A 21,375-nucleotide genomic window follows, 5' to 3' on the forward strand; every position below is an offset into this window, starting at 1 on the left:
ATATTTACATTTACTCTCTATGCGAACAACTTTATTATTAATTATCCTTAAATTTTATATAGGATATGGTCAAAAAGACATTCCTCAAAATTATTTTATGCATCCTCTGGATGTCCCCTTGGCGGTTTCTGGCACCTATGGAGAATTACGATCTAATCATTTTCACTCGGGCATCGATTTAAAAACAAATGGTCAAGAGGGCTTAAACGTATATGCTGCTGCTTCTGGTACTGTAAGCAGAATTAAAATTTCTAATTTCGGATATGGAAAAGCTATATATATATCACATCCCAACGGATACACATCTGTATATGCTCATTTACAAAAGTTTTCTCCAGAAATAGAAGCCTATATCAAAAAACGACAATATGCCAAAGAATCTTACGAGATAGAACTTTTCCCTACATCAGGAACTTTAACAGTAAAAAAAGGAGATATCATTGCATATAGCGGTAACACAGGAGGAAGTGGAGGTCCGCATTTACATTTTGAAATCAGAGATGCCAGAGCCAGACCCATGAATCCATTAAGTTTTGGTATTGATGTAGAAGACACTAAAAAACCCATTGTAAACAGTGTGTGGATATATGACTTAGCACAAAATGCTCATATTGATGGAGCTCAAGAACCAAGTAGATTGAGACTAACACCTCAAAAAGATGGCAGTTTTAAAGCAGCTGCAGTGAAGGCTTTTGGAAAAATAGGGATTGGAGTCTCGACTATAGATCAACAAAATCTATCCACAAATAAAAATGGGATCTATAAAATTTCTACTTCTGTAAATGGTCAAGAAAATTTTGAACTAAAAATGAATCGTTTTTCTTTTTCTGAAACTCGTTATATAAATAGATTAATTGATTACAAACATTACAAAAAAAACAGAAACAGAATAAGTAAACTTTTCATTGAAAAAAACAATCCACTGACTATCTATAAAAATGCTGTAGACAATGGAATTATCAATATTGAGGATAGTTTATCTTATACTATCAAAGTTTTTATCAACGATTTTAAAAATAACACCACGCTCATAGATATTCCTGTGCAGGGGCAATTTATGGATAAGATCACAAAAAAAGAAGTAACAAAAACCAATAACTTTGTTAAGTCAACAGAAAATTTCACATATAATTCTGGAATTTTTGATGTATTTATTCCCAAAGGAAGTCTATATGAAAATACATATTTAGATATTGAGGCAAACGGAGATACCTTGAAGCTTCATAAAGACGAAATACCCTTACACAAAAAAATTTCTATTGTTTTTGATGTTTCTAATTATGCGGCTGCTGACAAAAAGAAACTGTATATCGGGCAATTGGGGTATAAAAACAATCATTATTATTCTAAAACGTATCGGAAAAAAAATAAATTATCGACAAGAACAAGAACGCTCGGTTCTTATTCTATATTTTCTGATATAGAAAAACCAATAGTTGTCCCGATAAACGTAACAAATAAAAAATGGATGTCTAAAGCTAATTTCCTAAAAATCAAAATAAATGACAAAGACACAGGCATTGCAAGTTATAGAGCTACAATCAATGGAAAATTTATCTTAATGGAATATGACTATAAAACAGGAATGTTAATTTATGACTTTAATGATAAAGTAATTACTGACACGGAAAATAAATTCAAACTTATTGTGTTAGATAAAGTAGGAAATAATACTACATTTGAAACAACATTCTTTAGAAAACCCTAAACAATATACTTTTTTGAAAAATCTTCACTTGTTCATGCTTTTTTGCATAGTTTTGATAAGCTTCAGTTCCACTGCCCAAAATGCTACTGTAAAAGGTGTCGTTTTAGACGTATCCAATAGACCTATATTCGGAGCAAACGTTTCTTATAAAACAAATGGAACGCTTACTGACAAAAACGGGGTTTATATACTGTCAATACCCGCTAATAAAGACATAAGGATTAAAATAAGTTATATTGGATTTAAAGATATCGTTTTTACAATAAACTTAAAAGATAATCAGGAATATGAGCTAAACCCTATTCTGAAAACCAATATAGAACAGATCAGTGAGGTGATTATTACGGGACGTGAGCGCAAGGTAGTAGAGGGAATTACCACGCTGGATCCAGAAACTATCAGAATAACCCCTTCTGCCAATGCAGGTGTAGAAGGATTACTAAAAACATTGCCCGGCGTTAGTTCTAATAATGAATTAAGTACTCAATACTCTGTAAGAGGTGGTAATTTTGATGAAAACCTTGTATATGTAAACGAGATTGAAGTCTATCGCCCTTTTTTAATCAGATCCGGACAACAAGAAGGATTAAGTTTTGTGAATACAGATTTAGTGAGAAACGTTGATTTTTCTGCAGGAGGTTTTCAGGCAAAATACGGAGATAAACTATCCTCTGTATTAGACATTACCTATCGCAGACCTACACGTTTTGGGATCACTACGGATCTTAGCTTCTTAGGAGGAAGTATTTCTGCCGGTACGATATCCAAAGACAAAAAATTTGCAGGAATCGTAGGTGTACGCTATAGAGATAATAGCTTATTAGTAGATGCCAGACAAACTGAAACAAATTTCAGACCTAGATTTACAGATGTACAAACATACCTCTCTTACAATATCTCCAAAAAATTCGAATTAGGGTTTTTAGGAAATATTGCTATAAACAAATATGATTATGAGCCGCTTACAAGACAAACTAACTTTGGCACTATCGCTAATCCGATAGCACTTTCAATTTTTTATCAAGGTCAGGAAGAAGATCAATACGAAACTTATTTTGGAGCCTTAAAAGGCACATATCAAGCAAATGAAAATCTAACGCTAAAATTAATTGCTTCTGCTTATCAAACACAAGAGCAAGAACATTTTGATATACTTGCAGAATATTTTTTAGGAACAGTTAACAATGATATAGGAAGTCAGGATCTGGGAGAAGTAGAATTTAATGAAGGGATAGGGTCTCAACTTACACACGCCAGAAATGATCTGGATGCATTGATATTTAATCTAGAGCACAAAGGAACGTATATTGCGGATGACCATCAGTTTGATTGGGGTATTAAGTATACATCAGAAGATATAAGGGATAGAATTCAGGAATTTGAAATTATTGATTCTGCAGGTTTTTCTATTCGCCCCCCAATAGATGATTTTATAAATGATCAGCCCTACAACCCTTTTGCAAGTCCAATAGTACCTTTTACCAGTGTAAGAGCAACTAATATGGCAACCATAGATCGAATTTCGGGATACGCCCAATACAGTCTTAGAACGAATATAAAGGAACACGAATTATGGACCAATATAGGAGTCAGATCTCATTTTTGGGATGTTTCTGGTGATGGGATTACTAGTAATTCGCAAACCGTATTTAGCCCAAGAGCTCAGGTTGCGATCAAACCCAATTGGAAAAAAGATATGATCTTCAGGCTCTCTGGCGGGTTTTATCATCAACCTCCTTTTTACCGAGAACTTAGGGACTCTTTGGGAGTGGTGATACCAGAGGTAAAGGCACAACAATCCATCCACGTAGTTTTGGGTAACGATTATAGCTTCCAGATGTGGAAAAGACCGTTTAAGCTTACCACAGAAGCCTACTATAAAAAACTAACTGATGTCAACCCTTATACTATAGAAAATGTAAGAATCCGATATAGGGCAAGAAATAATGCAGAAGCCTATGCGGCAGGTTTTGACCTTAGATTAAATGGTGAATTTGTTCCCGGTACAGAAAGCTGGATAAGCCTTGGGTATTTAAAAACAGAAGAAAATATTGATAATCGTGGATATATCTCCAGACCTACAGATCAGCGACTAAAAGTGGGAATGCTTTTTCAGGACTATGTACCAACAATTCCCAATCTAAAAATGTATCTTAATCTGGTGTATCAAACAGGAGTCCCTGGGGGTACCCCAAGTTTTGCGGATCCATATCAAGAGAATAGTCGGGGAGAGAATTTTAGAGATCGCCGTCTTAGAGATTACAGAAGAGCAGATCTGGGAGTATCTTATATCATTGTAGACCAAAACAAAAAATTCAAAGAAGGTAGTTTCTTTAATAAATTTAAAGAATTAAATCTTGGTTTTGAGATTTTTAATGTTTTTGATAATAGAAACTCAATCACAAACACCTTTGTTAGAGATGCTGCTACCAGACGACAATTTTCTATCCCTAACTTCTTAACACCAAGAGTATTTAATGTGCGTTTAGGAATGAAATTTTAGACACACTTGATTATCAAATAAAAAAACAACCTTTATTAGTAATTCATCTTGACTTTTTCTATTTCCTAAAGAATGGATAAAATTGACTCATACTTTGTTACTTTTTTTAGGTGTAGCCAGGTTATGGCTTTCAAAAAATGTCTCATCTGTACAAATTTCATCTCATTTTCGGTTAAAAACAAAAAGTCAAAATGATTTCTATGATATCAAGTTAGTTTGAAAAAGCAACCTTTTTTTAAAAAAAATACTGCTACTCGACGCTATCTTTTAAGACCTTAAAAAAACCTTACCGTTTATACGGCCCTATTGGTGTATTGTTTCCAGATGATCTCAACACCTGTTTTTTTATATCTTTTCGAATACTTTTTTAAAGATATACTCATAACTTCTAAGACTATTTATGATAATATCTCCTCTTATAATGTAGTCTGCTTTTAAATGAATATTTGAATTTCTGGTATCAAAATCTACTATACAATAAAAATCACCATCTATTTTTGATGGTGAAACATATCTAATACTTCCCTGGATACCTCCGTATTTATAATAATTATATGCATCAAACTTTAATTGAACTTTTTGACCTTTTTTGATATATAGTAAATTCTCCTCTCCCAGATTAATTTTTGCATAGAATTCTTCTTTTGCAGGTGATATAACAACTAGCGGAGTACCTGCTTCAATAAGTTTCCTGTTTTGTCTGGTATTAAAAAGAAAAGAGATGGTTCCGTCTCCGGGTGATCGTATAATTAATTTGTTTTTCTCTTCGGTAATATAATCAAGATTAAAAAGAGAGTTTTTTATATCAATTTCTAATTTCGCCATTTCTAATTTGTAAGAATCAATATCTCGATCCAGATCCAAAATTTGCTTTTCTATTTTTTTTCTACTTTCTAATTTTTCATTGAATAAGTTCTCCTGTTCATACTTCTTCTTGGCATATGTGAATTTTATTTCAGAATTCTTTTTTTTGTTTTCCAGTACTACTTTTTGCTGACGTTCAAATTCTATTCTAGAGATGACTCCTTTTGAATATAAAATTGAATCTGCTTTATACTTACTTTTGGTGAGCATATAATCTTTCTCGGCTAAAATGTTTTTTTCTTTCCAGTTAAGCACTTCTTTTTTTAAACTCAGTTTACTTACATCAAACATATCTGATTTAATTTGTATTTGCCTGAGATAAAGTTCTTTTTCTTCCTGAGCTTTGGAGACTATTTTTTTCAAAATAATTATCTTATTTTTTGCCGCCTCTATCTCTAAATTAAAAATATTATATTCTGAGGTTACCTTTGCATTCTTAAGAATTACGAGTGTATCTCCTTTTTTTACTTCCTGTCCTTCCGTAACTTTTATAGATGCTATAGTTGATTCAATAGGCGAATTGATCTGTGTTTTAGGATTTTTGGAGTATACTAAACCATTAGCAAAATAAACAGTATCATCTATTTTCAGAAATATCAGTGACATCAAAATTATGGCACTAAACAGTAAAGTGATTTTAAAAAAAATCAAAATCAACCGCATCGGGGAAGTCCTAAAGAATATTGAGTTTTCCATCTTTCAATCTATATTTTTTTGAAAACGAAATATTTTCCACAGGCTCGTGGGATACTATTATATATTTCCTTTTATCTTGATTTATGTATTTTTCTATTGCTATCCTGCTTTCTGTATCAATTCCTGATAAAACTTCATCCAAAATGAATATTTCTGCCGGTGAAAAGAAGGCTCTCAATAATATTATTTTTTTACGCTGACCTGTTGACACATTCTTTCCATTATTCGTAATCAAAAAGTCAAAACCATCTTCTTTTGAAGCTATGAACTCATAAAAACCAATTTTCCTGGATAATTCTATAAGTTCTGAAAGTTCTATATCCTTACCCAAACAAATGTTTTCCAGGACAGTATCATTGAATAAAATATCATCACTGGTTGACAATAAGATTTTACGATTTAATGAGTTCGTATTGTAGAATTTAGAAAGTGTATTATTTATTAAAATTTCTCCCGAATCATAATCGTATAAGGCAGTCATTACCTTACTCAAGGTAGATTTACCAGAACCATTAGAACCTTCTATCTGTATTTTTTCCTGGTTATTTATAGAAAAATTTATCTGATGTAAAATGGGTTGGTTTGTTTTATAACTAAAACACATATTTTTGATCTCTAATGTATCAATAGTAAAATCTGAAATATCATTTTCTGACTCTTTTTTGTACGTCAACTCGTCAAAATCAAAAAACCTTTTTAATATAATTTGATTTTCCTGAAGTGTTAAATTTTGATTCAGTATACTCTTGAAAGCACTGAATATCTTTGTCGACAATGCTATAAATGTAATAATTTGTCCTAGAGAAATTTTTTGGGTGGTAATCGCAAATTGGGATAATACCAAAATTACAACTACCGTCATAATTCCTACTATCAAAGACACTACCGTTGTATTTGTAAGATTCAGGTATTCATTTTTTAGTTGAATACTTAAATACGCATCAATCTTTTTATTAGTTTTTTGAGATTGCTTTTTTTCTATCCCAAAACTTTTAATGATTTGTATCGCTTCTATCTTTTCGATTATATTAGAAAGAAATGTTGCTTTTTCATGAAATCTAATCCGTTCATTATGCTGTAGTAATGGGGTAATAAACCTAAACCAGTAATAAAAGACTATTAGTATTAAAAGTATCAATAATGAAAGTTGCCAATTGATAAAAAAAAGGATTACTAAAGAATATAATGAAATGGATAGATCAATAAATACACTTGTAAAAAACTTGGTGAAAAATCGTTTCAGTTTCATAGCATCAGAAACTCTTTCCATCAGATCTCCTTTTTTATATAACTGTAAATATCTTAATGAAAATGTACTAATTTTTGTATCAAACTTTTGTAAAAAAAAGCGATCTAACTGATTTTTAAGATGTATCCCTACAAAACGCTTATAAGCAGAAGTAAAAATGTTAAATATCTGATATATGACTAATCCAAAAGCAAATAGAAAAAGGGTTCTGGTATTATAGGCTGGTAAAACATAATCAATCAGCACCTGATTTATAAATACCGCAAGCTGAGTAACAAATGCTGAAAAAAAAGCTGCAGTAATATAGATGTACCATAGCTTTTTTTGAGATTTTAATTGTTTGTACAAACTCCAATAAACAGATTTTTTCTTTTCTTCATTTTTGATTTCGAGTTTGTCACTTTTCTCACCTGGTTTTATAACCAAAATCGTAGGAACTTTTACTCTTAGTTTTCCTTCTTTGTAATATAGCTTACGAAATTTTTCTGGAACTTTTGATATCTCCTGATTTTCCAGCAAATCGATCAGGAATTGTTTTTCACTTTCTTTGTTTTTAAACCCAAAATTATCTTTAATATATTTAAAATAAGATAATTTATTTGTAATCAATGAAATATCATTTTCTTCTAAAAGTTTCTCGCTTTCCAGATCATAAACAGATAAATCATTTTGAATGATAGCAGTATAATAAGCTGCTTCTTTGACAGGCGCATACTCCTCATCTGTTTCGTAAAAACGAATACTACTTTTTAGGTCATCAAAACTTGCAAAATAGGTAGTACCACTACCGGGGTCATGGATTTCAAACGTATCTTTCCTTTTTCCTTTTCCTTTTACAATTAAAAAATTATTATACTTTGTATTGATTACAGGAAGAATGAAAGGAAAATAATTATCCGAAGAATCGATACTAGTAGTACCATTCCATAATTTGTATTCTGTAATAAAACCATTGTCCTCAAAAAAATCTTTTAGTCCGGATACACTAATCCCTTTTTTTCCTATATCAATAGAATTAATTATTTGATCTCTACTTATGTATTTGTTATAAAAAGTATAAATAATACGTATGGTAGCTACTCCACAATCATTTGATTGTAATTGTCGCTCAACCGTTTTAAAAAACATCTGTTAATTCTATAATAGTGTTAAAATAAATGTTGAAACTCTCATTTAAGAGGCATTTAGATTTTAATTTCATTAAGGATTGGTTTATTTTCTGAATTTTCGTGATAATCCGCTATTTCCATGGTAAACAGCATCTTAGGTTTTTTATAAAAAACCGTTAATTCTGCGATATCTTTTAAAAAATCAATAGAATGAATTTGATATCCAATCACCTCAATCCCTAGACGATTGCTGAGATCTTTTTTCAAAGCAGCTTCTTCTTTTGTATGAATATTTTCTATTTTTTCATATACTAACTCAAGTCTCTTAGTTTTTGAAAAAAAACTCCTCTTATATATAGAAATGCCTTTTATTTTGAGTACTATGATTATTGTTATCAAATTAAAAGCAAAACTGGCTATAATGATAATATGTTCACTATTTATATATGGCATAAGTATTTAATTTATTTATTTCTCTAAGCTGTTGCTTAAATCTGTTATATTTTAATCCTGTCGTTGTTGTTAGTTTGCCAATGCAATATTTACTAAAACCTGCTTGCTTTATTCTATTCTCCTTTAATAACTTTGTGATTGCAGTGTTACCATTTTTTTTAGCTGTTTTAATTTCTAAAACTACTATATTTTTGAGATCAGATGCCTTGTCTTTTCCCGTAAAACAAATGTCCAAATCAATGGTACATCTTTCATCCAATGTTTTATTAACAAGTGTAATTCGCTTAAAGGTATTCGTTAAACTAGGCGCCAGGTTGTCACTGTCTATGTTTGCGTGAGTTGTAATATATTTTTTCTCATCTTCAGAAAGCGTAATAGCAATGGTGGTTTGTATACGTTTTTTAAGTGTTCTTCCTTTGTTATTTTTAATTTTAAGCTCCATAAAGCTTGTATTTGTATCAATATAAGTGCGTTTTCTTATTTTTAGTCTATTAAGTTTATTATTATGATGTGCTAAATAAAAATCATGTGTAGCTGTATCATAATACACTGTTTTATATGAGAAAATTCTTTTCTTATCTATTGTCAGTATATAATAGTTCTGAGAGAGTTTACTTATGATTTCTGAGAGCTGTCTTTTATCAAAATAATATTTTAGATCGACCCTATTCATTAAACGCACCTGATCCATCTGATCTAGAGCAATAGGTTCAAAATCTTCTAATACATTTACTTTCATTTATTTACATTTGAACATAAGAGAACATCCGTTTTTATTAACCAGATCCATGAGAATATACTATGATCTGGTTAATAAACGAGTGTAATCATGCTTATTGTTTGATAACTTTTATGTTAGCGATATCATTAATATTTAATATGTATATCCCTTCACTAATTTCTTCTAAGTTGATTTCTTTTTGAGTTCCTGATTTGATAATTTTTCCTGCGATATTGTACAATTTCCATGTGAGTTGATTTACATCACCGGGCAGATTAGTGATGGTCATCAGATCTATTGTTGGATTAGGGTACACACTGATATTTTTGTTAATCAATTCAAAATCATCAGTACTCAATGTAACACCATTACTAGTACCCGGAGTAGGTACGCTAAAAACAATATATTCTGAGTCTGCATCTACTTTGGCTCCATAAGAAGTATCTGTATCTATATCAGTAAACGAAACTTGTTGTAGTAATGTGGTAGCATCTGGCGCAGTGAGCAGTACTTCATCTGTTCCTTTTAGACTAAACCCTAAGTGATTTTCTCCTTGACTCAAGTCTTTATCTGCCCATAATAATAAATATCCCTTAGCCTCCACCATAGTTTTACTGGCATCTGTGTCCGGAATTCTCCATTTTAGGGGTTCAGTAGGCTTATCCGAAATATAATATCCTGCTACATTAACAGGAATATCTGTTGGGTTGTAGATCTCAATCCAATCATCAAATTCTCCATTTTCGTCCGCAATAGTAGTATCATTTTTCCCTTGAACTTCATTAATAACTACATCAGTAGTCGCCGTAATTATAGGTTCAAAAATTGCCGTAACACTAGCATTTTTAGAAAAAACAGGAGCTATCTCTATAGCGGTACCAGTAACATCTCCTTCCCATCTCACAAATCTATATCCTGGTAATGCTTCTGTAGAAAGTTTTAAAGGAATATTACTAAAATAAGTTCCTGTAAAAATTTCTTTTATAGATTTTACGCCATGTACTCTTACAAACCCTTTATTGATATCTGAACTTTCATAGGTTACTTGTATAGGGGCTTCTAAAGAATATTCATTTTTTATTCTTGTAAAAATAGCTGTATCCAATCTTCCTTCTATATCTGTTCTAAGGGCATCAATATTCTCTTTCCACTCTGCCAGATTTGCAAAAGGAGGCTTATTAAAATCATTATAACCATGATCTATAGCTAATTGAGAATTTATAACTGCGTGTGCAGGGATCTCACTTTCTAATTCTCTTTCCATAGCATCTAGAATACCAACAGAACGTTCTCTATTATAAATATGATTTATAATAGTTGCAATAAATTGTAGCGCTTCATTTTTATAGGGTATATGCAAAACCATTTCAGAAGGAACAAGGGAAGAAACACGCATCGGACCAATCAATGGCACATGATCTTCTCCACGTAATCCAAAAATTGCATCAAAATCATGCATAAAATAATGATTTTCATGTTTTGTTTTATCTGTTAAATCTTTCCAACTACCAAAACCATATTCGTTAAGTGCTGAATATTTTTTCAAAAAATGGACATTAACATGATCATTAAAGTTTAATCTCTTCTCTAATACTTCTCTATCAGTTGTAAAATCATATCGAATCAGATCTCGCTCATTTATAGAAAACTCACCTTCTTTTAACTCAAAATTATGTCGTATATAAGCGTTATCATCATCTTCTCTAACATTTATGATTCCCTGGTATATAGAATTCACATATAATACTGCCGGTCGATAGCCTTCAAAAGGAAAATCTGCCAGATTATCTTCACTTAATAACCTTGAAATAAAAGCGTCTCTAATATGCGTCTCTGACCAATCTTGACTCGCATTTCTTAAAAGAAATCTTTTAAATTTATTTATATTTTTATTTGGGTACATCTTATGATCAAAATCCCCATCTCCATATATATTATCTGCTTCTACCCTACCATTCAATTGTGGTTTGTATTTTGATGAATTACCAGAGCCTTCAAAATTAGCATATTGATTAATGACCGTAGTCCCATCAGTTTCTATAAAATTGAATTCTACCCTACCATCAATAAATTTATTACTCAAATGATTATCAGCAGTTAGTAATATAACTGGTAATTCATGAGTTGCTCCAATAATGTATGATCTATATTCTATAATACTATATTCTGATGGTGATTTTATTACAATTACTTTTAATGGTGTGTTTTTATCAATAGTAATTGGTGAGTTATAGCGCATAGAAGAGGCGTTTGGTGTTGTGCCATCTGTTGTATAATATATTTGATCTTCACCAGTACTTGTTATTGTTACTATCTGAGTCGATGCATATACTCCAGAGGGAACACTTATAGCTATACCTGCATCTATGTATGTAAATGCAGAACTGTCAATATTTTCTATAGTAGGCGTCGGATTGCTTAGAAAAGAATAACTTGCATCACTAAGACGACCATACGATATATCATTTTGTATGACTGGATATTCTATTTTGTGTACTTCAACCTTATCTGTTCCAGAAAGAATAATTGTTTCTCCAGAAGAAGACAGCTTAAAGTTTGTATGCAAACCTGAGTTCTCGCCATCTGCAAATACTAATAAAAAATCATTCCCAGGAATAGCAGTCCCTATAGGGAAAGCCCACTTATCAGGTTCATCAATATCGTCACTCAAAAAATAACCGCCAATATCCACAGGTAATGAACTTGTATTTTTCAATTCTATCCAATCTGTATATTTATTACTATCAGGGTCTTTATACGTATTAATATTTTTTGCCAGAATTTCATTAATAATTACTTCTTGAGAAAATGCCGAAGAAGTAAATATCCATAATAGAAGAAGTGTGTGTTTCATATTATTTATGTGTTTCATATTATTTATGTGTTTCATATCATATAAAACTATTTAAAGCATAAATACCCTACCCACAACCCTACGAATTTTATTTATTACGAGAGAATATTATAAACTACCTCAAGCATTATATCTCTTTTTATAAAGCACATACCCTATTCATTGTTTTTATACCTGGCTAAAGCTTACAACATTTTTTTTGAAAAATGGTATTAAATTTTAATTATAAATTCTGCGGCAAAACATGTAGGTTTTTTTATTCTAAATATATACATAAAAAGAGGTAGGGTATATAGAAATACATCCGTTATATCCCTAAACAATTATAACTATGAAACACTTATCAATCATTTTTTACTTTTTAATTCTAACAACAAACGCTCAAAATATTGTAATTAATGAACTGCAGGCCAAAAATGTAATAACTCTTCAAGAAAACTGTGATGGTAGAGGATGTCCTGATTGGATAGAATTACACAATACAACCAATGCAAATATTGACATAAGTAACTATTTTTTAAGTGATGACCCCAATGATGTTATGAAATGGCAAATGCCTGCAGGAACGGTTATAAATGCAAACGGATTTTTGCTGTTATTTGGTGAAAATGCTTTCTCTACAACTGCTATCAAAGTTAATTTTAACTTATCTACAAGTGGAGAAACACTTGTATTATCAGATGCATCAGGAACAGAAATCCAACAATTAACGTATCCAGCCATCCAAAATGATATTTCTTATGGCAGAATTGATAATGGTACGTATACCTTTATGACTCCCCCTAGTCCAAGAGATACCAACCCGGATACTACTGCTTTTGAATATTTGGATAGTAACCTAACAGTTAGTTTACCATCAGGACTTTATCCATCATCTCAACCTGTTGAGTTAACGCACAGCGGAACAGGAACTATATACTATACCCTTGATGGTACTACGCCAACAATAAACTCTACACCATATACAGGACCTATTACTATTAGCAATAACACTGCACTAAAAGCAATAGTTATAGAAAATGCAAACCTATTTAGTATTGTAGAAAACAGATCATACATTATTGGAGCAACTCATGAATTACCAATAGTATTATTAACCTCTGATAATTCTTCAAAAACTGTCGCTCGAAGAAACAAAGAGGTAATAGATGGTCGGGTAGAATTCAATTTTATAGAAACTGATGGAACTACGGTCATTAGTCAATACGCAAATTTTAGAGAATCCGGTAATGCATCCAGAGCTTTAATACCCCAATTAAATGGAAAGATTGAAGCTAGTAAATTATATGGTGATAGCGATTTTGATCATAAAATGTTCCCAAATAAAACCGTAGATGAGTTTGGTAGTATTTATCTTCGTAATTCCAGTCAAGATTGGTTTTATACACACCTGAGAGATGCTTTTGTATCAAGACTTATGGGAAGTGACAATCTAACAAATTTTTCTTTTGAAGGCTATCGCCCGGCAGTATTATATGTAAATTCCATATACCAGGGAATCATAAATATAAGAGAAGATGATGATAATGATTATATAAGACATAATTTTAATTTAGAGAATGGTGAATTCGTAATACGAGGGAGTAGGTCTAATTTATTTATTAAGCCTGATGCACCTTTACCTACCGACAGGGAAGCACTGAATAGCATAATTAATTTTAATAACTACACCAATATCAGAATGTTGATCAATTATTCTGATCTAGGTGAAAGAGGATTTAACTGGTGGGAAGACCTTTCTGGTAAAACAGGGCAACGTTATCATTATCTTATACACGATTTTGATTTTAGTTTTGGTAGAGGTTTTAGTGGAGTCTCCAACCTAACAGATCCAATGGAAGTATCATCGCTTTTGGATAATGAAATAGATACTAATCCAGCATACCGAAGCGAAGCTTTACAATTTGTAGCTGCAGCATTGAATCACATATATAATACCAGCAGAGTCATTGCTATATTGGATGAAATGGAGGCTGAATTAGAAAATGAAATCCCAGCACACGGTCTTGTGAATACGAGATTAAACATGGAACGACCTCGTCCTTTTAACACACCTCCTTTTGCCAATCTCACTGAATGGAAACAAAATATGGAAGATCTGAGAAATAATATTAGAAATCGAGTAGATGATGATATTTTTAATAGAATACAGACTGAGTATAGTTTGGATACTCCCATAGATGTAAGTTACAGTAGTTCTGATATCAATCAGGGATTTGTGCGAGTTCATGAAATAAAAATACAAGAAGAAACAGCTACAGGCACATATTTTAGTAATATTCCTTTAAAACTTACCGCAGAAGCATTACCAGGATTCAGGTTTGTACGTTGGGAAGGTGATGCTACAGGAAATACAGTTGATATCGCTCCTGTTTTTAGTGCTAATGCAGCAGTGACTGCCATTTTTGAACCTATTACGGCTATAACAAATGACGCAGTAATTAACGAAGTACAAGGAAAAAATGATAGTACAATTACTGACGAAAATGGAGAATATGATGACTGGATTGAAATTTACAACCCAGGATCAACGCCGATTAATCTGGCAGGACTATACTTTTCTGATAGTTTTTCGGATCCTCTAAAATGGCAAATCCCAGATACCGATGCTTCTAAGACTACAGTAGCTGCTAATGGTTATTTGTTACTTTGGGCAGATAATGACCCGTCACAAGGCGAAAATCATTTAGGATTTAAATTAAAAGGATCAGACCAGATTGTAGTAACGTATTCTGATGGTATTACCGAGAAACAACGTATTGAGTTTACAGATATAGAATCAGACCAATCTTATGGAGCAGAAAATGACGTAGCTACTAATTTTATTTTATTTACAGCACCTACTCCTAATGCTACTAACAAGACAAGTACTTTAGATATTTCAGACTTTGAAAAAGACAGTTTTAGTGTTTATCCAAATCCTACGCGCTATGGAGTAACTATTAATACGCCTCCGTCTCAACTAAGTACTTTAAATTGGAAAATCTATACTATTAACGGAAGCCTACTTGATTCTGGAACAGGAAATAAGGTAGCTATGCAAGACTTAAGTAGTGGTTTTTATTTTATTAAAATCAATAATAAAACTACTCTGAAAATAATCAAACAATAATTTTTTATGACGATCTTTTGATCTATTTCACCAGAATATAATTATTGAATTTTGACATTATAAAAAGTAAAAATCATCATTGAGATGATTTTTACTTTTTATAACCAGATATGATTTACACTAGTCAATTACAAATCCCTTCAGTACTCCAATAACATAATCTACTTCTGCTTTAGTATTGTATCTGGAAAAAGAAAATCTAATAGACGGTTTTAGCAGGTCTTCTTCAGAAAGAATCTCTGTAAGTACGTGAGAACCTTGATTACTTCCACTCTGACAGGCGCTTCCTTTAGAACATGCAATTCCGTTTATATCTAATTGAAATAATAAAACTCCTGCATTTTCTGGAGCTACAGGAATACAAACATTAATCAGAGTATAAGTGCAATGCAATATATCATTGCAATTCGCATTGAATTTAACACCTCTAATATGTTGCCGCAATTGTTCCACAAAATATTGCTTAAGTTCAGATATATAAGCCTTTTCCTCGTCCAAATGTTCATATGCCAATGTTAAAGCTTCGGCCATGCCTACAATATTATGAACTCCTTCTGTACCTCCTCTATAGCCTCGCTCCTGTTCTCCTCCATAAATTAAAGGTTTAAGCCCCGAATTTTTTCTTAAATAAGCAAAACCAACTCCTTTAGGCCCATGAAATTTATGAGCGCTGACAGCCGTAAAATCAATATTTAATTGCTCTAAATCAACTTTTAAATGCCCTATCGATTGTACCATATCACTATGAAAAAGTGCATGATGTTCTTTACATAAAGCACCTACTCTATCTATGTCTAAGATTGTACCAATTTCATTATTAACATGCATAAGGCTTACCAGTACTTTTGAATATGTACTTCTTAACAATTGTTCTAAGTGTGTATAATCTATTGCCCCTTGTGAGTCAACAGCTACATAACTCACTGCTATTCCTGTTTGTGTTTGTATTTCCTGAACGGTATGCAATACCGCATGATGCTCTATTTTGGAGGTAATAATATGCTCCACTCCTAAATCTCTGACGGCACTATTAAGTGCTAAGTTATCAGCTTCTGTTCCTCCAGAGGTAAAGATAATTTCTGAAGCTTTTACTCCAAGATGTTTAGCTATATTCTTTCTAGCTTTTTCTATATGGTTTTTGGCTGATCTTCCATACCCGTGAGAAGAAGATGGATTGCCATAATCTTCTTGTAAAACCGTTACCATTTTATCAATTACCTCAGGACGTAATTGCGTAGTCGCTGCACTGTCAAAATAAACCTTTTGCATTAAATTCAAAAATTAGTAGATAATTCAATAAAAAAATGAGGTATATCAATAATATATTTAATACTAATACCTTTTTATAAGAGGAAGTGGTTTAAACTTTTTTGATCGAGACAAAAATCTATACCACCTGCCAATATTTATATTTTAGAACACAAAACTAGTTCAAATAAAATTATTTTCATCACGGTACGTTATAATCTTTCAATTCGCCTATTTTTGTCAAAAAATATAATTGAGATAGCGATTGAATAGGAACATTTATAAATTTCATTCGTCTTTATCCTTACAAACTCTAACGTTTGCTCTATAATTTTAGAGAAAATTAAGGTGTTACTAATTTTAAACATACGATCAGTGAGAAGCTTTTTTATTTTTTTCATACTTCTTTTGGTAATCTCTTGTGATGATGGAGATATTATCATTACCAGTTTTGAGTTTGATGATGTTAACCTCCAACTTTGTGAAGGTGCACTCCCTAATGAATTTGTTTTCTTTAAAATAAACACTTCTACGAATGAAGCAATATCTTATAATTTTATAGATGATACATATTCTGAAAGGGAAGAAACTGAGGAACCCATACTTATAGATTTAGAAAACACCAATAATACATTAATATACCGACAGTTTAATACTGCTATTACTGCAGATTATTATTGCAATAATATTCCTGATAGTGATATTATAGTAACTGAAGAATTGATAAGTATAGGTGGACAAGCCCGAATAATTAATGAAATTGTAAGTGAAGATGATAATGATGGTGTAGAAGCTACATTAGAATCTCCTAATCAAGTTGATCCCCTTGCTGACCCGGATGAAGACGGAGTCCCTAATTATCTCGATGATGACATGAATAATAATGCTATCGGAAATGTTGACAATGCCATTGAACCAGGATATGATTCTGACAATGACCAGATTCCTGATTTTAAAGATCAGGACGATGACGATGATAATGTAATAACCAGTGCAGAGTTGCCTAATGGAATTCCTGATGATGATAGTTTTCTGGATACAGATGGTGATACAATTCCTAACTATCTGGATGAAGATGATGATGGTGATGGTGTTTTAACCCGCGATGAGGATGTTAATGGTAATGGTAATCCCAGAGATGATGATACCGATATAGATGGTATCCCTAATTATCTGGACGATGATGATGATGGAGATGAAGAACTTACGATAGATGAGGATATCAATAATAATGGTAATCCAATGGATGATGATAGTGATAACGATGATATCCCTAATTATCTTGATACAGATTCACCTGATGATGTGGCGAATACTAATATGGACAATCCTGATAACCTTCCTAATACCGTAGTAACAATTTTTAGAACTACACTTGTTATTGATAACCTGGGCTTTAATCAAATGAGTGATCAATTTGCTCAAGAAGGCTTTTCATTTGGTTTTAGAGATTTTAGTACTTCAATAACAACCCCCAATAATAATTAAGATTGATAATATGGTGCATAGATTTTACATATTACTACTCCTTATAGTTGTCAGCATCAGTTGTAGCGAAGGAGATATTATAGATCCATCGGTTGATTTTAGTGCCGAATTACAAAGTTGCTCTAATGAAAACAATAACACCTTTGTTTTTTATAAAATAGATAATCAGATCAATCGATCACTATCTGTAAACTTTACCAGCTCTACCTTTAATCTTACACCAACAGCGGCAAATATTCCTGCTGAACCTATCGAAATTGATTTGAATACTACTACCAATCAACTTATATATAGAGAATTTGGAGTGACTATCACCGGCGATGAATATTTTTGCACCAGTGTTCCTCCAAGTAATATTGGGGTTAATCAGGAATTAACAAGCTCTAATGGTACCATACAAATTGACTATGAAGCAACAGACACCCCAAATATGTTTACCAGAACAGTCACCCTTTTAGATATAACATTAGCAGGCGATGGGATCACTATAAGACAGGAATTCTTACTATTAGGCTCTGATATTATTACAGCAAACTAATTGGCGTATAGAAATTATTTAGGATTTTGTACTATATATACTTCCATAGCTCCCAAACCATATTTTTTATAGTCAGCATCAGATATCCTGATATTATCATATCTGTCAAATAAATAGTTAAGTTCTTCCTTTAAGACCCCTTGTCCTACCCCATGAATAAAAACAACTTTCGGGATGCGCTTACTAATCGCAAAATCCAGTTGTCTCTTTGCGGTATCTAATTGTAGGGTAATAATATCGTGATTCGCCATTCCTTTTGTAGATCTTACTAATTTATGGATATGCAAATCTACTTCCATTACCGGAACCTCCCGTTCTTTTGGTTTTACCAACCTTCTTTTTGGTTTCTTTTTAAAAATTTCTTTTTCCAGAATATTTTTACTCACCTCTTCATAAGATGGAATTATAAGGTTTTCTGATTGCTCTTTTACTAATTCATGAAGCAAAAATATCATATCAAAACCATCTTCAGATTCGATTGTAATTTCATTTTTCATAACAGAGACTACCTTACCCCTTATAGGTTCATCCAATACAGAAACTTTATCCCCTACTTTAATCATAACACTTATTCTTCTTCTTCAACATCTGTTTGATACATATCTTCTTCTTGCGCTGTTCTCGAAGAAAGACCAGAATTTACCAGAAACAACCCTAACATCAGGCAGATGATCCCTGTACTCTGTATATAGTAATTTTTCTGAGAAGAGCCTAGTTCTATTATCAAAGCCAAGGCTCCAATCACAATTAGAAGAATGCTACCAACTTTTTTGAGTTTCATTTTATTCATACCGCAAAAGTATCAAATATTAGATTTTTCAACAAATTATGTATATTGTGCATTACTTACCATAAAAAGATTGCTATTGGATAAATATATGCTTCCTTGTTTAAATAAAAAACTCTTTGGTGTAGATTGTCTGGGATGTGGCATGCAACGTTCAATTGCACTACTTCTAAAAGGAGAATTTGTTGCCGCATTTCATATGTACCCAGGAATATATCCACTCTTATTACTTCTTGTATTCTTAGGCTTTAATTTTTTTATTAAATTTAAGAATGATTGGCTTGTAAAAATGAGCCTTATTATTATTACCGTGTTTACAATCGTTGTAAGCTATCTAATCAAAATGAAATTTATTTTCAACTAATCAACGTTCTTTATGGAAAAACAAACATTACCTAACGCTACCCTGATCCTTGTATTCGGAATTTTATCTATTGTAGGATGCTGTTGTTATGGAATCATTGGTCTTGTCTTCGCAATAGTCGCACTGGTTCTTGCCAAAAAAGCAACTGCCTTATATACAGAAAATCCAGAACTATATGAAGGGTATACCAATGTAAAAACAGGTAAAATATTAGCCATTATCGGTTTAATAATAAGTATTATCTATATAATACTACTGATTATTTCTTTCTCTATGTATGGATTTATGACTCCCGAACAGATGCAGGAAATATTTGAACAATATCAATAATTATATAAGTAATTTTTATAAAACTGCCTTGATAAACAATATAAAGGCAGTTTTATAAACCACTTAACAATAAACATCTAACAAAAAACACGTTACATTTTATCATCTTCTAAAAATTATATCCTAGTAATCATTTTACTAAGAGCATGTTTAAAAAGAATACAAATTGAAAATCAATAGTTTGAGGTTCCGAGGACACTTCAAATGATGAGAATATCGAGATATTTTAATTATTTGAAGTAAGCTCACGGTTCTTAAAATATTTGTTTGGACTACCTAATAAATTTGGTACAAGTTTTCAGTAAGTAAGGTTTTTAAACAAGCTCTAACTATAATTTTAAGAATACCGAATTTATACTCATTCTGGTTTAACAACACTCAAATAAAAAACAGCAATTTCTTGTTTAAGCTAAAAAAAGACTGAATTTAATGGGTGATTTATACGATTTGTGATTAAAAAATTCGTATAAATTCATTGAATTATTTTTTCTTTATGCAAGGTAAAAAAATCAAGCATAGCTATAGCTACGGTTTATTTTTTAAACGAAGTAGAAAGGAAAAAGAAACGATGAATATGCGAAATTTTTAGTTATAAATCGTATTAAATCGGAAATACTCTTAAATCTGATGCAAATTTCTACTTTAGATTTGAAAATCTAGAAATTTTTGAATGAAGAATCATTCATTTTTTTGATAATTATCATCAATGAAAGAATTTATATTATTTCTGGAAAACAATCTTTTATATTGCCCTTCAAAAAAACTTATGGGTATTGATTGCTTAGGATGTGGTCTTCAGAGAAGTTTTATTTTACTGATAAAAGGACAATTAATAGATTCAATACTGATGTATCCGGCTTTAATTCCAATCCTTATTATGTTTGGTTATTTAATCAGTCATCTGTATTTTAATTTTAAAAACGGCGCTAGTATTCTTACTTATTTTTATTTCTTGAATATAATTCTTATTGTTGCCAATTATATCACTAAACAATTTTTACATACATAAATGGAAAACAAACAACAACTGCCCAATGCTACACTTGTATTGATATTTGGGATAGCTTCTATAGTTACTTGCTTTTGTTACGGGATATTAGGTCTAATATTTGGCATTGTAGCTTTGGTAGTATCTAAACAATCTATTAAATTATATACTGCCAATCCTGAGTTTTATTTTGGATATGAAAACTTGAAAGCCGGTAGAATTTGTGCGATTATTGGCATCGTACTTAGTTCCTTGTATTTATTACTAATTCTTGGATATATCATTTTTATGGGAGCTATGTTTCCCTGGGCAGAGATTTTAAATCAATAAAAATAATAATATCTACATAAAAAAAGCTATGAG

Annotated in this window: 17 protein-coding genes; 9 read left to right on the plus strand and 8 right to left on the minus strand. The window is 31.6% G+C overall.

What is annotated here, in order from left to right:
• The first annotated feature begins 19 nt into the window (after nt 1-19).
• Together F0000_RS11885 and F0000_RS11890 are read left to right on the plus strand one after the other, a co-directional pair.
• Nucleotides 20-1,708, plus strand: a complete 1,689-nt coding sequence (locus F0000_RS11885; RefSeq protein WP_149624938.1) for a M23 family metallopeptidase — start codon at nt 20-22, stop codon at nt 1,706-1,708.
• Between the two features lie 34 nt (nt 1,709-1,742).
• Entirely contained in the window at nt 1,743-4,211 is a 2,469-nt protein-coding gene (locus F0000_RS11890) for a TonB-dependent siderophore receptor (protein ID WP_149624939.1), read from the plus strand.
• 345 nt (nt 4,212-4,556) lie between these two features.
• Here F0000_RS11890 and F0000_RS11895 read toward each other — a convergent pair whose 3' ends face one another.
• The 5 genes from F0000_RS11895 to F0000_RS11915 all read right to left on the minus strand — a co-directional run bounded on the left by F0000_RS11895 (nt 4,557) and on the right by F0000_RS11915 (nt 12,157).
• Complete coding sequence (locus F0000_RS11895; protein WP_188112105.1) at nt 4,557-5,681, minus strand: HlyD family secretion protein; 1,125 nt, start codon at nt 5,679-5,681, stop codon at nt 4,557-4,559.
• A 67-nt stretch (nt 5,682-5,748) separates the two neighbouring features.
• On the minus strand, nt 5,749-8,148 hold the full coding sequence (locus F0000_RS11900) for an ABC transporter transmembrane domain-containing protein (protein WP_149624941.1): 2,400 nt from the start codon (nt 8,146-8,148) through the stop codon (nt 5,749-5,751).
• A 56-nt stretch (nt 8,149-8,204) separates the two neighbouring features.
• A complete protein-coding gene (locus F0000_RS11905; protein WP_149624942.1) occupies nt 8,205-8,582 on the minus strand; it encodes a DUF4956 domain-containing protein in 378 nt (125 codons plus the stop codon).
• Nucleotides 8,566-9,321, minus strand: a complete 756-nt coding sequence (locus F0000_RS11910; RefSeq protein ID WP_149624943.1) for a polyphosphate polymerase domain-containing protein — start codon at nt 9,319-9,321, stop codon at nt 8,566-8,568. Before F0000_RS11910 ends, F0000_RS11905 begins: the two co-directional genes overlap by 17 nt.
• A 94-nt stretch (nt 9,322-9,415) precedes the next feature.
• Nucleotides 9,416-12,157: a lamin tail domain-containing protein gene (locus tag F0000_RS11915; RefSeq protein WP_188112106.1), complete on the minus strand. Its 2,742-nt coding sequence runs from the start codon at nt 12,155-12,157 to the stop codon at nt 9,416-9,418.
• 331 nt (nt 12,158-12,488) lie between these two features.
• Between F0000_RS11915 and F0000_RS11920 the strand changes: the two genes are divergently transcribed.
• On the plus strand, nt 12,489-15,269 hold the full coding sequence (locus F0000_RS11920) for a lamin tail domain-containing protein (protein ID WP_149624945.1): 2,781 nt from the start codon (nt 12,489-12,491) through the stop codon (nt 15,267-15,269).
• A gap of 120 nt (nt 15,270-15,389) precedes the next feature.
• Here the strand turns inward: F0000_RS11920 and F0000_RS11925 are convergent, their stop codons facing one another.
• The gene (locus F0000_RS11925; RefSeq protein ID WP_149624946.1) at nt 15,390-16,538 is read right to left on the minus strand and encodes a cysteine desulfurase family protein; all 1,149 of its coding nucleotides are present in this window, start codon (nt 16,536-16,538) and stop codon (nt 15,390-15,392) included.
• Between the two features lie 354 nt (nt 16,539-16,892).
• Between F0000_RS11925 and F0000_RS11930 the strand changes: the two genes are divergently transcribed.
• Both F0000_RS11930 and F0000_RS11935 read left to right on the plus strand, forming a co-directional pair.
• Nucleotides 16,893-18,005 (plus strand): hypothetical protein, encoded by a 1,113-nt coding sequence (locus tag F0000_RS11930; protein ID WP_149624947.1) that lies wholly within the window; start codon nt 16,893-16,895, stop codon nt 18,003-18,005.
• Nucleotides 18,006-18,015: 10 nt separating this feature from the next.
• Nucleotides 18,016-18,543, plus strand: coding sequence for a hypothetical protein (locus F0000_RS11935; RefSeq protein ID WP_149624948.1), 528 nt, complete (start codon nt 18,016-18,018; stop codon nt 18,541-18,543).
• Between the two features lie 14 nt (nt 18,544-18,557).
• Here the strand turns inward: F0000_RS11935 and F0000_RS11940 are convergent, their stop codons facing one another.
• Entirely contained in the window at nt 18,558-19,106 is a 549-nt protein-coding gene (locus F0000_RS11940; RefSeq protein WP_149624949.1) for a Smr/MutS family protein, read from the minus strand.
• Nucleotides 19,107-19,111: 5 nt separating this feature from the next.
• Nucleotides 19,112-19,324 (minus strand): hypothetical protein, encoded by a 213-nt coding sequence (locus F0000_RS11945; protein ID WP_149624950.1) that lies wholly within the window; start codon nt 19,322-19,324, stop codon nt 19,112-19,114.
• Between the two features lie 97 nt (nt 19,325-19,421).
• Here F0000_RS11945 and F0000_RS11950 point away from each other — a divergent pair, with 97 nt between their 5' ends.
• From F0000_RS11950 to F0000_RS11965, 4 genes are all read left to right on the plus strand, one after another.
• Nucleotides 19,422-19,694, plus strand: a complete 273-nt coding sequence (locus F0000_RS11950) for a DUF2752 domain-containing protein (protein ID WP_255452699.1) — start codon at nt 19,422-19,424, stop codon at nt 19,692-19,694.
• A 12-nt stretch (nt 19,695-19,706) separates the two neighbouring features.
• A complete protein-coding gene (locus F0000_RS11955) occupies nt 19,707-20,024 on the plus strand; it encodes a CCC motif membrane protein (RefSeq protein WP_149624952.1) in 318 nt (105 codons plus the stop codon).
• Nucleotides 20,025-20,730: 706 nt separating this feature from the next.
• The gene (locus tag F0000_RS11960) at nt 20,731-21,033 is read left to right on the plus strand and encodes a DUF2752 domain-containing protein (RefSeq protein WP_149624953.1); all 303 of its coding nucleotides are present in this window, start codon (nt 20,731-20,733) and stop codon (nt 21,031-21,033) included.
• Complete coding sequence (locus F0000_RS11965) at nt 21,034-21,342, plus strand: CCC motif membrane protein (RefSeq protein WP_149624954.1); 309 nt, start codon at nt 21,034-21,036, stop codon at nt 21,340-21,342. It abuts the gene before it with no gap.
• Nucleotides 21,343-21,375 lie beyond the last annotated feature (33 nt).

This window comes from Aquimarina sp. RZ0 (assembly GCF_008370685.1).
GTDB lineage: Bacteria > Bacteroidota > Bacteroidia > Flavobacteriales > Flavobacteriaceae > Aquimarina.